The following is a 14,702-nucleotide window of genomic DNA, read 5'->3' as shown; positions in this document are numbered from 1 at the left end:
CTACCCCATCCTCAAGCCGATCATTGAGCGTCTGCCGGCGGTCTTTGCCTGGCTTGTCAAGCTCATACTGGTCAACGGCATGGTCGTCGCGTTCTATTATGTCTCCCTTTACATCCTCGGCTTGCCCGATCTGCTCGAAGGATGGGGCGATTTTGGCAAATTTACCGCTTATATCGCAATGGGGATGGTCAACTTTACCTTTGTGATGTACGATTTTCTCCTGACGCAGGTTCTGCACATCTATCGCGCGTGGTTCCGTCCCAAAATCCTGCGCAAAATTACCTGACCCGAAAGGAGTGCCTTTCATGAGCCTTCGCCAAAAATCCCGAACCAATCCGGTTGTTGTGATCCTCCTTTCCTTCCTCTGCGTCGTGCTGGTCGCGGTCGCCGCCTATCTTGCCATGGGAAATCTCGGTGGAGACGACACGGTTAAACCCGCCTTCCGTGTGGAAGGACTTGACCCGGCGGCTCAGACCGGCCGGATGCCCGGCACGCCGCGCAATGAGAAATCCCCCGGCCCAGACCAGTTCGGCTACCGGATCAATTTAAACCCGTCGTTTGCTTCAGATGGTACCGGAGGCAACATCCTGGTACAGAATCCCGCCTTCAACAATTACCTCATGGTGCTCGAAATCGCGGACGAAAACGGTGATGTTCTCTACCAGTCGCAGTTTTTGGCGCCCAACCAGTACATAGAAAAGATCGATCTGCAAAAGCCGCTGGAGAGCGGCGGCTATCCCGCCACCGCGTATATCAACGCGGTCGACCCGAAAACACTTGACCTCGTGGAAGCATTTGAATGCCGGTTGAACCTCATAATTAAATAAATGGACCGCTGCGCATGCAGCGGTCCATTTTTTCGTATCCACGCCAATACGCGGCCCAGCCACACCACACGTTTGTCAGTGGCGGTTGACAAAAAAGAGCCCCACAAGGCACAGCGCAATTCCAATAAACTGATTTCCGGTGAGTTTCTCCTGAAAGAACAGCATCCCGATAAACAACAGGATCACTGCCAGCGCGATGTTCGCGACCAGCGAGCAGGTGCTGATGTTCCATCCGGCTCGAAACGCCAAAATGTACCCAAGCTCCAGCCAGAAGATCGCAATCCCCAATCCGATGCTCACCCAGTTGACCGCGCCGAAGGATGTGAGCACATCGCTTTTGCCCCGCACATCCATCAGCAGCAGCAAAAACGAAAGTGCCGCGGCGCTCAAATAGGTCACAACCAATGCCGCGAATGGGTTTGCGGCTTCCGGCATTCCCTTGGTGAACAGGTTATAAAAGACGTTTGACGCCACAATCATCACAATCGGAATCAGATAGCTCATACGATGGTCGCACCTCCCAGCACCCGGTTCCCGTCATAAAAGACGACGGCCTGCCCTTTTGTGGCCGCGCGCTGCGGCGCTTCAAACCGCACCTGAACCCGGCCATCTTCAAGCGGGTAAACCTCTGCGGGCGCCGGTTTATGGGCATAGCGGATTTTTGCCTGCGCCGCAAACGGCGCGCCCGCGCCATCCGGCGCGATCATCCGCAGATCTTCCGCCAGGAGTGTGTCTGAAAAGACCGCGCTTTCATCCGAAAGGGTGACTGTATTAAATTTTGGATCGAGCCTGCTCACGAACCGATGCCTTCCGAAGCTCACACCCAGGCCTTTGCGCTGGCCGATGGTATAATGCAGCACGCCCTTGTGACGGCCGATCACCTTCCCGGTTTCATCTAAATAGTCCCCTGGTACGCACGCGTTGCCCGTATACCGTTCAATGAAGGAAACATAATCCCCATCCGGCACAAAGCAGATATCCTGGCTGTCCGATTTCGACGCCACCGGAAGCCCCGCAGCCGCCGCGATCGCGCGCACCTCATCTTTCGTATAACTTTCAATCGGCAGGATCAGCCGTGAGAGCTGCGCCTGTGTCAGATGATAGAGCACATAAGACTGATCTTTGCGCTCCTGTGCGCTGCGCCAAAGCTGATAAAGACCGCTTTGGGCGTCAAAACGCACGCTGGCATAATGGCCGGTCGAGATATATTCGTAGCCGAGCCGGTCCGCGTCCTCCAGGAATTTTTCGAACTTGATGTTCCGGTTGCAGGCGATGCAGGGATTTGGCGTCGCGCCGGCGGCATAGGTTTCGACAAAGTAATCGAGCACCCGCTTTGCAAAAATTTCCCGGTAATTGAACAGATAATGCGGGATTCCAAGCTTTTCGCAGACCCGTTTCGCGTCCCCGGCGTTATCCTCATTGCAGCCGTCGAAAAGTTCAAAAGTGGCACCGCCGACCTCGTATCCCTGCCGCTGCAAAAGCAGCGCGGCAACCGAGCTGTCCACGCCGCCGCTCATTGCGACCAAAACCTTTTTCTTCTTCATAATTCCCTCCCTGACCAGCAAAACGCAACAGGCGGAAACCCGCATTGATTACACGGTTTCCGCCTGTTCCTTTTACACACATATGAAGTCATGCGTTTCGGCTGCCTCCCTGCGGAAGCCCCCCTCCGAATCTCCAGTTGGTCATATGTGGTTCATTTATATTATACACTCTGTATTGTCAATTTGCAATAGGTTTCGACAGAATTTACATCGTGTAAACTTTCTTTCCGGCGCGGATCAGACGTGTTTTTCGATGTTTCACGGTGCAAGAAACCACTGATAGCCAAAATAACCTGTTATAACCGCCGCCGCAACCACCAATACCACCACCAGCAGCTTGAGCCCAATCCCTGGGCCGGAATTTTCCGGCTTTTCCGGAGACGGCGGAACATATGCGGCGGAAGCAATCAGGTCGTCCGCGTCGTCGATACGCGGGATCGTCGAAAATACCTGCGTTCCCGTGTCAAAGCTGTCGTCATAACGCGACAAAACCGGCGGTTCGTCATATTGCGGTACGGGCGGGTATGGGTCTTCATAAGCGCGCTCAAACGCCCCATCGCGCGGCGGCGCGGCACTGCGGGAGGACTCGTCATCAATCCGCGGGACATCCTGTGCAAAATGCGCGGACGGCCCCTGCTCCATGGGCTGCGGAGCCGCAAACGGCTGAACCGGCTCGTCCGGATAGTAGACAAAATACGGCGCGGGCCCGTCTGATTCAGGCGCTTTTGGCGCGGCCGGCGGTTCCAGCTTTTCCTCCTCCGGCCGGTTGCCGCTGTGCGGCGGCTCATACTCATAAATCGGATAGCCTTCATAATATTCCGGATCATCCTCCGGGCTAAATTCCGGTTCGCTTTCTTCCTGCGCTGCGGCATAGAATGCCGCGGCCGGATCCTGTGCATCCTCCGCTTCGTCCGCGAGCACCGGCGGCGGGGTCAGGTTTTCATAGTGATCCTGAAAGTCGCTGATGATCCGCGCACCGCAATATGGGCAGTATTTGAAATCACTTTTGACGTTGTTCTGACAGTTTTTGCAAACCATGCGGATCATTTCCCCACTTTCGGTTCATACTGATAAGGCCGGTATCATAGCCGCAGAGCGCCAAAATGGCACCTTCTGCGATCCCGGTGAATAAATCGCCGCGGCGGCGTATCCGCGCTTTACGCGGGAGGCAAGCGGCTTGCGCCGCTTGCTATTGTGTTTATTATACCACAAGCGCAAAGCGCGCGGTGGGATAATGGGCCATCGGGCAGGCAGCCGGCAACGCCGGCGTATCTGCCTGGCCATAAACCCCCGTATAATAAGCCGCTCTGCGGCTATTGTACCATAATCCGGCCCATCATACAAGAATGAAATCCACGCAGAGGAGCCCATCCATATGTCAATTATCTCCAAGGTCTGGATCACAGGCGCCGAAGGACGCCTCGGCAGTGAGCTCAACCGAATGCTCAACCAGCGGGAATTTGAACTGCTCGACACCGATTGCGACGATGTCGATGTCACCAATGTGGAAGACGTGCTCGGATTTGCCGACCGAAATCATCCAGACCGCATTATCCACTGCGCAGGCATGACCGATACCGCCGCCTGCGAGCAGGACCCGGAACGCGCCTTCCGGGTGAATGCGCTGGGCGCGCGAAACGTCGCAATCGCCGCACGCAAGATCGGCGCGCGGCTGATCCATCTTTCGACTGACGATGTATTTGGAAACGGTGCGGACCAGCCCTATACCGAATTTGACATCCCCTGCCCCATAACCGTCTATGGCCGCTCCAAGCTCGCGGGGGAAAACTTTGTGCGGGAGCTTGCACCCAAGCATATCGTCATCCGCAGCGGATGGGTATATGGGGCAAACGAACACAGCTTTGTTACCTGGCTTCTGCAGCAGGTGCCATTGGGTCAGCCTGTCGCCGTTGCAGATGATCAAACCGGCTGCCCCACCAGCGCAAAGGAGCTCGCCCGGGCGGTTGTCCGGCTGATGGACACCTCTGAATACGGAACCTATCATGCCGCTTGTGAGGGCTCCTGTACCCGTCTCGCGTTCGCAAAGGAGATCCTGCGCCTTTCCGGACAGGATCTCCTTCTGGTCCCAGCGGCGCACGAACTGTCGGAACACATTTTCCGGCCTGCCTATACGGCGCTCGATAACTTTATGCTGCGTATTTCGGGGCTTCACCGGATGGCAGACTGGCAAAGCGCTCTTCGGGAATATTTACAGGAAATGCCCTTGGAACGCCTGCCCCGCGGACGATGAAGGAGAACCTATCCATGGATCAAAAAATGAAAAATTTCCCCCTGACAGCACAAATCTTCATAGGTCTGCTGCTTGGCGCTCTGGCAGGCGTCCTGCTGCACGAATTCATGCCCGCAGGGGAACTGCGGGACCAGATTCTTGTCGGCGGAGTGCTCAATGTCGTTGGGAACGGCTTTTTGCGCGCCATGCAGATGCTCGTGGTCCCGCTTGTATTCTGTTCGCTGGTCTGCGGCAGCATGGCGGTGGGCGACACCAAAAAGCTCGGCAAGATCGGGGGGGAAATTCTTCTGCTCTACCTTCTTACCACCGCGGTTGCCATTTCGCTCGCCATCGGGATTGGACGGATGATCAATCCGGGTCTGGGGCTGAACCTGGCCGAACTCCAGCCGGTCGAAATCGCGCCGGTCGAAACGGTCAGCCTCACCGACACGCTGCTTGGTATTATCCCGAAAAATCCCATCGAAGCATTGGCCAAGGGAGAAATGCTCCAGATCATCCTCTTCGCGCTCATTGTCGGCGTCATTCTCGCCAAACTTGGCGAACGCGCTGAAGGCGTATCTAATTTTTTCAGCCAGTGCAACGACATTATGATGGAAATGACCCTGATGGTTATGCGGTTTGCACCTGCCGGGGTTTTCTGCCTGATTGCCAAAACCTTTGCCGGCATCGGTTTTTCCGCGCTCGGCGCAATGTTAAAATATATGTTCGCGGTACTTCTCGCGTTGGCCGCGCAGTGCTTTCTGGTCTATATGGCAATGCTCAAGGGCCTCACCGGACTGAGTCCTGTCGCCTTTCTGCGCAAGTTTTTCCCGGTTATGGGCTTTGCCTTTTCGACCGCCACCTCCAACGCTTCCATTCCGCTTTCGATCGACACGCTCACCAAAAAATTGGGCGTGGCCAAAAAAATATCCTCCTTTACCATCCCGCTCGGCGCAACGATCAACATGGATGGAACCGCCATTATGCAGGGGGTGGCTGTTGTCTTTGTCGCACAGGCCTACGGCATCCCGCTCGCTGTCACCGACTATCTCACGGTCATTGCGGCCGCGACGCTTGCTTCCATCGGCACAGCAGGCGTGCCCGGGGTGGGGCTGATCACCCTTTCGATGGTGTTTGCCTCGATCGGCCTGCCGGTCGAAGGAATCGGCTTCATCATGGGAGTCGACCGGCTGCTTGATATGGCCCGTACCGCCGTAAACGTAACCGGCGACGCGGTCTGCACCACCATTGTCGCTTCCCAGGAAAGAGCGGTCGATCGGGAGCGGTTCCGACGCATGACAGAACATTCCGATACAGGAAGATAAGAAAAAGCGAAAAACTACCGAACCATTAAGCGAGCTTCAAAAAGATACTTTGTGAACCACCCTAAGATGCGGGACAAAAGACGGACCGTTTCAGCTGTTCACCTTTTGCTGCATCCTAAATCGCTTGTGGAAGTTGCTCTGCGTACACTATTTCGAAGTCATTACCGTAGATATCCTCAATTGGTGTGATGTCAAATTCTGCATTTACATCGTTCAGTATCCCGATATCACGGCAATGAATCCAAATGTTCTGCGATGCAGTGCGATGGCTATGCTTGAGGGAACCAAAAGAACCGCTGAAAAGTTCAATACCTTGCAGGAATTTACCCTGCTGTTTTGGAAAAATCAAATATGATGGGGAATTCAAACATCCCCGTAGAGGCAGTGCGCCACCCAAGTGTTGAATTTATCCAATGACACGCTGCCTGCAATGAATGGCAGCTACTAATTTTTACGGTCTTTGCGGATTCGGGTTCGCAGTAACGGCCACGGCTTGCGGAACTGCGCCCTCCGGCATCAGCTTTGCCATTACCACAAGTCTGTGATCGCCTGTTTTCTCTGTGTCGTACCGATAGGCACAGGCGGAGAGGGTAAGCAGCTTGTCTTGCTCGCTCAAATTACTGTAAAAGAAAAACTCGTTCTTTTCCGCTATTGTTTTTTTAAAATTTTCAAAGCCTTGGTCCGAGGGATTTGGGTCGATATAGTAAAAATTCGTATCTGTGAAGAATACGGCAAACACCTCAAACATTAAGGTTTCTTCACCAATCGTCAAATAAATATTGGGGTTTTCCCTCAGGAAATCAATGTCCAAATATTTAAAGAGCTGAGTAAATCGCTTACCATCGGTTTTTTCGGTACTTTCGGAGTGTCCGTAAATCACAGTATTTTGTTTTAGGCTGCTACGGTCTATCAAAACACTGTAATAATCGGCAAAGTAGCAGCCCCATATATCGTACCTGCCATTTTCATTTTTCTTTAGATAGTCCTCATTGTTGGCAGTCTGCATGACAGGATTGTCAATATCTGTACTGGGAATACGCAGCCAAGCTACTGTGTCGGAGTTGTCTTCTTTGGCAGATGCAAGCTGTGTAAATCTTTTGTGCAAGACAGGCTCTTTTTCTGCTTCACCATTGACAGTCCGCTCCTTTGCAGACGATTCGGTTTGGCTGCTGTTTTCACCGACACTGATTTGGGGATCGTCTGTTTTACCTTGGCTCACATCCGCCGTATTGCCATGACAGGATGCAAAAAGCAGAATACAAAGCAGAACGGTTATTATTTTATAAAGCTGTTTCATTATTTTTCTTTCTGTGACACTGGCAGTCACCGAATGAGGTTGATAAAAGGCGGCGGCAAGCAATTTGCTCACCGCCGCCAGTTTGAACGATTTCACCTTATGCGGATTTTTCTATCACACAGTTTATTGCAGAGCTGTCCAAATTTCGCCGGCTGCGTCGGAAGTATAATCGTGGGCAACAGTCACCACCTCGGCTCGAGCAAAGAGAAAGCATATGTCGTATTCATATTCATCTGCTCGGTCAGCAAGCAGGAGAGAATCACGATGTCCTCGTCACGGGTCGTGTTGTTATCTGTGTCAAATGCCCCTGTGTTGTGGCCGCAAAATGATCGGTGACGTTCAGCTCCACGCCGGTCTGCGGATTGCTATGACTGGCGGAAGCCTTAAAGGTCGCCTCAATGGTGTGGTTTGCTCTCACATTGGTAAAGGTGTACTTTGAAATCGCACCCACACTTTTGCCATCCACCTTAATATCGGCAATGACATAGCCTTTGTCTGGCGTAATGGTGAAGCCTGCACTGTCTCCCTCACGTACAGAAACATATTTTCCGGCGCTGATGCTACCGCCTGTGCCTGCCGTTGCTGTGATGGTGTAGTAATGATAGCTGCCGCCACCGCTGCCGCTGCCGCTGCCACCACCGCTGCCGCCGGTGTAAGTCCAATGAGCATAGATTGTACTGTCGCTTACAAATACTGTATTGGCGGTGACTTCTGTGCCGCCTTTTGCTTCGGTGTACCAGCCATCAAAACGGTAGCTGCCACTTCTGGTTGGAGTGGGCAGAATATCCAGCTTATGCGCGGCATTGGTCTCGGCGCTGGAAACGGTCACGCTGCCGCCGTTGGCGTTAAATATGACCGTATATTTTTGGGTGTACGCAATAGAGTAGGTAGAGAATTTACTCAAATACGCCGTAATGGTGTCCTTTTCAGGGTTGACCGTCATATACTCGCCGTTTTCGTTGGGAACCTCCATAATCTTATCTACCTGCGTCCCGTGATAACGGAATATGGCGTAGCTGTCTTTCCCCCGCAAATCCTCCGGCAAATGGAACACCACTGTGATAAGCGAAACGCCGTGCTTGCTTTCGTCTATTACCGTGATTTTTTCCTCTTGCCCGTTGTTTATAGTTTTAAAAATATCCGTGTCCATGACAATGCCCTTGACCATGCCGTCGTCAGAGATGGCTGTTTTTACTTCCCTGGCGTGGGTGGAGCTTTCGTTTTCCTCCACCTTCAATTCTATCAGAACATGGGTATTTGCGCTGGGTGCGCCAATGGTCTTGGCAATGTCATCCAGGCCGCCGGCCTCCACGTTTGGTGTTTTTTCACCCTTGGTGGTCACGACGCTGTTGTATATGCCGCCCGGCAGACGCACGTTCTGTGCAATGGAATGGTCGACAATATCCACCATTACGGTGGTCGTGATGGCATGCTCTCCAGACTTGGAGGAAACCACCAGATTATAGATTCCAGCCGGAACGTTCTTCACGATATATTCATAAGGATCCGCCTCGCCGGTCACGACGGCATAGTATTTCACGCCGTCCCGAATCAGATAGGCTGTGGGTTTCTCGCCCGCACCAGTGATTTCGCCGCCGACGTCAAAGGCCGGTTTATTTTTGTCCTCTATGATAATTTTCCCTATACTCCTGCCGCCATACCATACATAGGCCTCCGATGCGGCACAATCCTTGGTTTTTTGCACGGTAAGCCGGTTTCCGTTTTGGAACCCGGTCACACTAAGGCCTGGAATCTCCGTAAAGCCATCTTCGTAAGCGGACAGGGTAAAGTGCCTTGACTGCACCCGTGTGGAATCGGAGATAATGCTCTCGATGTCGTCCAGGGCCAGGATACTTACATGGTCGGAGGCGGCGGTCGCGCCTGCCGCATAGTAAAGGCTGACAACATTGTCCGCGCCCACCCTTGTCCAGGGGGCAACCAGAAAATATTGGGAAACGGTGTCGTTACTGTAATCCAAAACAGCGTAATCCTTGATGCTGTCGCTATTGGAATCCGGCACATAGTCCGCCGGGTCAACGCTGAAAATGCCGGATTGAATTTGAATCGTTCCCTTGCAATAATTGTTGGTAAATGTCAGCTCATCGGCCACCCAAAAGGTGTCTTTCCCCGTCACGACCACATTTTTGCCTTCCCCCTGCTGTGCCACGGCATGGGCGACCGGGGCGCCTCCGATGTTGCTGATCGTTGTATTATGCAGCGTGACGATATTGCCATGGAACGCCGTCTTGCCGATGTACATTCCTTTATTTTTTCCAACAAAGCTCGCATTGGATATCCCGGTGAGATTGGCGTCAGGAGAGCCGATGTAAAAGACCTCGGCGGCGCTGTCCTGAGAATTTGCGAAGGTTCCGCCGTTGATGGTCAGCTTTCCGCACAGCTGCATGGCGCAATAATCGCCGCAAAAGCTGCCGCCGTTGATAGTGATGTCGATTTTATCCTGATCGCCGGTATCCACTCTCTGTGACGAGTAGGAAAGTATAGCGCACGGATATTCGGAATTTGCAGTCCCCGCCTTTTTAGCGGTTATCTCAACGCCCTCATTGACGGTCAGCGTTACCTGCGGGTCAGCGGCGCCAAAGTCGGATTCCATATATATGGCTCCAGAAAATACGTATGGGGTGGTAACAAGCGCATTAAGCTCGGCCTCGATTCTCAGATTACCGTTTAAAACCAGCTCGCCGTAGTTTTTTATGGTATACCGCAGTTTATCGTTTGTGTTATAAATTCTTCCGCGGGAAGCATTGCAAGCGCCGGTGTTTTCAAGGGTCAGCTTTCCGGATTCATGTATCTGAATCAAGCAGGCGAGATTCTGAACGCCGCCCGTTGAAACAGTGCCGCCCTCTGTGGGAGCTTCCATCATACCCTTTCCCGTAATGTTAAAACCATTCAGGTCGATGGTGGTATCCTCACCCTCCAGAATACGCAGCTGCCAGTCGCGAAGGTCAAGGTCTTTTTGCAGTTTATGCTGTCCGCTTGGAAAATGGATATAAATATTGTTATACAATCTATTTCGGGTGTAGACCTGGTCAAATACCTCCGGCGTCAGCAAGACGCCGCCGCTGGCGCCATTGATGTTCCCGGAAAACGTGCCGTTATTCAGAAAAATTCTTGCGCTGCGGCTATCATTATATACGCAGGAAGTCACTGCCGCAAAAGAGCCGCCGTTTATTACCACCTGTCCGGTGCCGACTGCCTCCACACAATAACCGTACTGCGATGTATAAGAGCCGCCCTCGATGGTGACATTTGCCGAGTCTTCCACCAGGATACATTCCGTTGATGTCCTGGTGTGAGTAGCGCCACCGCTGTTATCGCCGGAGCTGTCCTTCAAGGTGAGGTTGGCTGTGCCGGAGACGTCGATTCCGTATGAGCTACTGCTCAAGGTGAGGACATAACCGTTAAAATCGATGGTTAGATTGGTCTCTATAAAAACGCTGCTTGCAGCGCTATCTGAGCGGAAAACGATGGCGTCTCCAGACACCGCCTTGTCAATCGCGCCGCCAAGCGTTTTATACTCCGCTCCCTCGGTACGCGCGGCGCTATCGTCTTGGGCAGCACTGTTAACATAGAGCGTTACGCTGCCAGCCTCCAAAGTCTCCGCTGTACGGTCTGTCAATACATCATTCAGAGCCATCGCCGCCAAAAGCAAATTCCCATGCTCTGTGTCAAATAGTTCCTGCTCGGCCGAAGTGAGATTCTCATAGGCGTCCATTGCCGCTTGCCCCAATGACAGAATTTTATCTTTTTCCTCATCGGTCATGTCCACAGCAATGCTGTCCGCGCTTGGCAGTGCTTGGAACAGCCGCACAGCTTTTTCATAGGAAGTTTCTTCCGCGGGGATTTCTCCTATAAATTCACACTGATCAAAACTGTCCTTGCAGATTTCGCAGTCACTGTTTATGTTTTCAGCGCTGCATTTTCTTTCACAGCTACAAACAGGTTCCTGCGTTTCCGGTGTCTGTGGGTCAGATGCGGCCTGCTGTCCGCCACCCTCTGCTTCAGAGGATGACTGCGCTGTGCAGGCAGCATAGCCTTCTGCGCAAACCGCGCATGCGCTGTTCACGCTTTCATCGCTGCATTTTCTTTCACAGCTACAAACAGATTCCTGCGTTTCCGATGTCTGCGTGTCTGATGCGGCCTGCTGTCCGCCATCCTCTGCTTCAGGGGGCGCCTGCATTGTGCACGCAGCATAACTTTCTGAACAAACCAAACACTCGCTTTTCACATTTTCTTCGATACACTTATTTTCACATATACAGGCCTTGGCAGGTACGCCGCTGTCCATTTGCGTCTCCTGCGCAAATGCCGCCGCAGGCAGCAAGCTCAACATCATACAAAGTGTAAGTGTACTACTTAAAAACTTTTTCATCATATCCTTATCTCCTCGCCAAAGATACTCTTATTTTTCTTCCAGTTTTTGCACCAGTGGTAAATGCAGCGTTGACATTTTCCATCGGCATCTTCGACTGACTCATCAAGACAAATTTCCTGCTCTTGTATTGCCATCATTTGAATTTTGTCTGGCGTGACAGGCTTTACCATATGTCGATTGCCGCCATTGAGCCGAATCAGCTCTCTGATTTCCTCACTGTCTGTCTGGGTGGTGAAAACGATTTTAACTGACGAGGAAGATTGCATCACCAGCTCGGAATACTTAAAGCCATCGAACGGCTTAATGGCCATCGGAAAGAAGATGGCGGCAACTTCTTCTTTTTGGCTGAGATAATACCGGAAGGAGTTCAGAGCATTATCGAAAGTTTGGACTTCCACCGTGGTAAACACACTTTTTAGACTGTCTTCGAGCTGTTCCAGCGCTCCATGATCAGCATCAACAGCAAGAATAATCAAAAAATTTCACCCCTTCCCATAGAGCAAATATTGATAGTCATTTTATATTATTCTAATGAGCCATGACAACAAAACGACAACAAAAAGCCCTCGATTTCTTGTGAAATCGAGGGCTTACGTAAATTTTTTTGTATCGAAGCGACTATTGTTCACCGAACTTTGACATCAATGCAGCCGCTGTAAATTCCGCCCAGGAATAGTCCGTCATGTATTCGCCGTTAAAGCTGTTGATTGCAACCGTGTCGCCTGCCAGCGCCATATAGTAATCACAATCATACTGTTCCGGATCCATGATAATTGAATCGTTTGTTTCATTTATTATATGAGCCGCGCCCGCCTTTTTCAGCGATTTTATCATTTCACTGCGAAAAGCGGCAATCTGCTTTTGCCGTGAACGGTCATATAGCCCGTCGTCCCACAGAATATCCGCCAGCTTTCCCGCCGTGCATTTGGTCCCGCGCCGGTCAACCAAATAAGCCAGTAGCTCCTTGGATTTCGTCCGGCTAAAGGATACCGGTACATCGTCCACAAAAATTTCAAACGAGCCAAAGCATTGAATGCGAATCCGCTTATTGGGGACTGTTCGATCAGGCGGATGGCGCAGATTCTCCAGCTCAGTTCGAATGTTTTCCTTGGACACCGGTTTCATCACGTAACCGCTGGGCCGGAGCGCATAGGCCTCCTGCGCATACTGAGAAAAACCGGTGACAAACACAATATTTGTTTTCGGCGCTCGTTTCTTGATATGGTACGCCAGCTCCAATCCGCCCATATCGGGCAGCTCAATGTCGAGAAATGCGACCTCCGGGGCAGAACATCCTTCGTCCATTGCCGTCAGCAGCTCCTCGGCATAGGTAAAACTGTGCAACTCGCAGTTCGGCTCGGCGTCGGTAATCGCACGAGTCAGCATTTTCAGCTGAAGCGGCTCGTCGTCTACTGCATAAAAAATCATGGCGTTTCCCCCTTCGGAATTGTAATCACGGCAACCGTGCCAACACCCCGTGTACTTTCAACCGTCAGCGTACCGCCGCTCATGCGGGCAAGGCGGTCGCGGACGTTTTGTATGCCGATATGGGTGCGTCCATCGTCATGATGTTTCATCGGATCGAACCCCGCACCGTTGTCCTCCACAGTCAGAACAAAGGCCGTATCCGTCTCGCGGGTGGAGATTTTCACCGTGCCGCCCACTTTGGTTTTTGTAACCCCGTAGCGCACGGCATTTTCTACAATCGGCTGCAAGGTCAGCGTGGGCAGATGGAACAAGGTGGTTCTGATATCGTAGACCACATGCAGCTTATCCGGAAAACGCAGTTTTTCCAGCGAAAGATAATGCTTGGTATGCTCCAATTCTTTGGCAAAGCCAATAGGCTTGTCCATCGTCAGCGAGTCCATATTCCCCCGCAGGAACATGGAGAAGTCCGCGGTAGCCTTTTCGGCCGCAGCTGGGTCGTCCCTGCATAAGCATTGAATGGAACTGAGGGCGTTATAGAGAAAATGCGGCTGTATTTGGCTGAGCATGACGACAATACGGAATTGTGTCAATTCGTTTTCAAGCTTCTGTGTTTCAAACTGCACCATAGCATCCGCATGAATAAGTGCCGACCATTTTGAACGAGATTTGATCCACGAGAGAAATCCACCAATCAGATAAAAGAGCATGGCGTTAAATATGTCATAAATAAAAATTTCAAACGGCTTGACAAGAAAGCTCATTGTGATAAAAAGCAGATAGGCGAAGGTGGCAAACGCTAAGTTCTCCAGCGGATATGAATCAAAAACAACCTGTACCAGCAAAAGCATTCCGCAGGCAATCACCGCACAATCTTGCGGATAAAGGACCGTACCTATCATATTATATGTCAAGACCCATATGAAAAGAAAAAGCGTGGTAAGTATTCTGGAATAAAAGGGCATCGGCTGTCTGCGGCGTACTCCCTTAGTAACAAGAAGCATAGCGCTACAGACAACGACCGCCATAATGAGTACCTTTGCGGAGCTACGCAGGGAAACTACGTTTGCGGTGCCCGCCATCCGGATCACTCCCAAATTTACAACTGCCAGCTCCAGCAGAATTACGGATACCGCGACAGCAAGCGCGCCGCTTAATATTTGCAGATTGTCTGCCGCGACCCGGCTGTCATAGAGAGCAAGAACTTCCTTGCTGTATCCCAGATAACGCCAGTAATTCAGTCTATCTTGCATTTTTCTTTTGCCGATCAAAGTGTTATATCTCCTTTGCGGAAGTACTTCGCCCTTTGTGGATCAGTGAACTTTTCGGCATTGGCAGGAATGCACCATAATCGCCCAAAGTACGAAACACCTGGAATACGCTCCGCTGCACAATATTGTGTTACTCACCTTTCTGAAACATCTCATTTGCAGGAGGCTTCTCGAATTGAAATATAGCCGCGCACTTGCTCAACCTCCATAAACATAATGATATGAACTATATTATATACGAATATTTGAATATGCACAAGAAAACAACTTACGCTGATCCTTTTGCAATAATTGATAAGGTAGAATAAGTTGCGCAAAATTAAAAAGGCATAAAAAGAGGCATGGTTTGCAGAACTCTGATAGAATGAAGTTGCGAGACACCATTCTGAA

General features: G+C 51.5%; 12 protein-coding genes and 1 pseudogene. 4 read left to right on the top strand and 9 right to left on the bottom strand.

Going from position 1 to position 14,702, the window contains the following annotated elements; genetic code table 11:
• Positions 1-286: pseudogene (locus ACOYIE_RS04570) on the top strand (hypothetical protein); the annotation flags it as partial.
• A 19-nt stretch (positions 287-305) separates the two neighbouring features.
• Positions 306-827, top strand: a complete 522-nt coding sequence (locus tag ACOYIE_RS04565; protein ID WP_118477765.1) for a hypothetical protein — start codon at positions 306-308, stop codon at positions 825-827.
• 75 nt (positions 828-902) lie between these two features.
• Here the strand turns inward: ACOYIE_RS04565 and ACOYIE_RS04560 are convergent, their stop codons facing one another.
• The 3 genes from ACOYIE_RS04560 to ACOYIE_RS04550 all read right to left on the bottom strand — a co-directional run bounded on the left by ACOYIE_RS04560 (position 903) and on the right by ACOYIE_RS04550 (position 3,409).
• A complete protein-coding gene (locus tag ACOYIE_RS04560; protein WP_195377329.1) occupies positions 903-1,331 on the bottom strand; it encodes an EamA family transporter in 429 nt (142 codons plus the stop codon).
• Positions 1,328-2,371: a tRNA 2-thiouridine(34) synthase MnmA gene (gene mnmA, locus ACOYIE_RS04555; protein WP_195276403.1), complete on the bottom strand. Its 1,044-nt coding sequence runs from the start codon at positions 2,369-2,371 to the stop codon at positions 1,328-1,330. The genes ACOYIE_RS04560 and mnmA overlap by 4 nt, the downstream gene beginning before the upstream one ends.
• Before the next feature lie 258 nt (positions 2,372-2,629).
• Positions 2,630-3,409: a hypothetical protein gene (locus ACOYIE_RS04550; protein ID WP_066459263.1), complete on the bottom strand. Its 780-nt coding sequence runs from the start codon at positions 3,407-3,409 to the stop codon at positions 2,630-2,632.
• A gap of 337 nt (positions 3,410-3,746) precedes the next feature.
• Here ACOYIE_RS04550 and rfbD point away from each other — a divergent pair, with 337 nt between their 5' ends.
• Positions 3,747-4,622: a dTDP-4-dehydrorhamnose reductase gene (gene rfbD, locus ACOYIE_RS04545; protein ID WP_207734357.1), complete on the top strand. Its 876-nt coding sequence runs from the start codon at positions 3,747-3,749 to the stop codon at positions 4,620-4,622.
• 14 nt (positions 4,623-4,636) lie between these two features.
• The gene (locus tag ACOYIE_RS04540; RefSeq protein WP_243253753.1) at positions 4,637-5,926 is read left to right on the top strand and encodes a dicarboxylate/amino acid:cation symporter; all 1,290 of its coding nucleotides are present in this window, start codon (positions 4,637-4,639) and stop codon (positions 5,924-5,926) included.
• Between the two features lie 115 nt (positions 5,927-6,041).
• On the opposite strand, the gene ACOYIE_RS04535 is transcribed toward ACOYIE_RS04540, so the two are convergent.
• The 6 genes from ACOYIE_RS04535 to ACOYIE_RS04510 form a co-directional block, all read right to left on the bottom strand.
• Positions 6,042-6,323 (bottom strand): hypothetical protein, encoded by a 282-nt coding sequence (locus tag ACOYIE_RS04535; RefSeq protein WP_147349418.1) that lies wholly within the window; start codon positions 6,321-6,323, stop codon positions 6,042-6,044.
• Positions 6,324-6,377: 54 nt separating this feature from the next.
• Entirely contained in the window at positions 6,378-7,319 is a 942-nt protein-coding gene (locus tag ACOYIE_RS04530) for a class B sortase (protein ID WP_147349419.1), read from the bottom strand.
• Between the two features lie 163 nt (positions 7,320-7,482).
• The gene (locus ACOYIE_RS04525; RefSeq protein WP_433410967.1) at positions 7,483-11,616 is read right to left on the bottom strand and encodes an InlB B-repeat-containing protein; all 4,134 of its coding nucleotides are present in this window, start codon (positions 11,614-11,616) and stop codon (positions 7,483-7,485) included.
• The gene (locus ACOYIE_RS04520; protein WP_195377328.1) at positions 11,613-12,092 is read right to left on the bottom strand and encodes a response regulator; all 480 of its coding nucleotides are present in this window, start codon (positions 12,090-12,092) and stop codon (positions 11,613-11,615) included. The genes ACOYIE_RS04525 and ACOYIE_RS04520 overlap by 4 nt, the downstream gene beginning before the upstream one ends.
• A gap of 142 nt (positions 12,093-12,234) precedes the next feature.
• A complete protein-coding gene (locus tag ACOYIE_RS04515; protein WP_066459252.1) occupies positions 12,235-13,044 on the bottom strand; it encodes a response regulator in 810 nt (269 codons plus the stop codon).
• A complete protein-coding gene (locus ACOYIE_RS04510) occupies positions 13,041-14,312 on the bottom strand; it encodes a sensor histidine kinase (RefSeq protein WP_195377327.1) in 1,272 nt (423 codons plus the stop codon). The genes ACOYIE_RS04515 and ACOYIE_RS04510 overlap by 4 nt, the downstream gene beginning before the upstream one ends.
• Positions 14,313-14,702: the final 390 nt, after the last annotated feature.

It is taken from the genome of Agathobaculum sp. (assembly GCF_050946325.1).
Lineage (GTDB): Bacteria > Bacillota > Clostridia > Oscillospirales > Butyricicoccaceae > Agathobaculum.
Note: the sequence above shows the minus strand (reverse complement) of the source record. Positions and strands in the feature narration are given on the sequence as shown.

Bases quoted from the DNA above. Each gene is read 5' to 3' on its own strand.
- rfbD (WP_207734357.1), top strand. From the start codon at position 3,747: ATGTCAATTATCTCCAAGGTCTGGATCACAGGCGCCGAAGGACGCCTC.
- ACOYIE_RS04525 (WP_433410967.1), bottom strand. From the start codon at position 11,616: ATGATGAAAAAGTTTTTAAGTAGTACACTTACACTTTGTATGATGTTG.
- mnmA (WP_195276403.1), bottom strand. From the start codon at position 2,371: ATGAAGAAGAAAAAGGTTTTGGTCGCAATGAGCGGCGGCGTGGACAGC.
- ACOYIE_RS04540 (WP_243253753.1), top strand. From the start codon at position 4,637: ATGGATCAAAAAATGAAAAATTTCCCCCTGACAGCACAAATCTTCATA.
- ACOYIE_RS04565 (WP_118477765.1), top strand. From the start codon at position 306: ATGAGCCTTCGCCAAAAATCCCGAACCAATCCGGTTGTTGTGATCCTC.
- ACOYIE_RS04560 (WP_195377329.1), bottom strand. From the start codon at position 1,331: ATGAGCTATCTGATTCCGATTGTGATGATTGTGGCGTCAAACGTCTTT.
- ACOYIE_RS04550 (WP_066459263.1), bottom strand. From the start codon at position 3,409: ATGGTTTGCAAAAACTGTCAGAACAACGTCAAAAGTGATTTCAAATAC.
- ACOYIE_RS04515 (WP_066459252.1), bottom strand. From the start codon at position 13,044: ATGATTTTTTATGCAGTAGACGACGAGCCGCTTCAGCTGAAAATGCTG.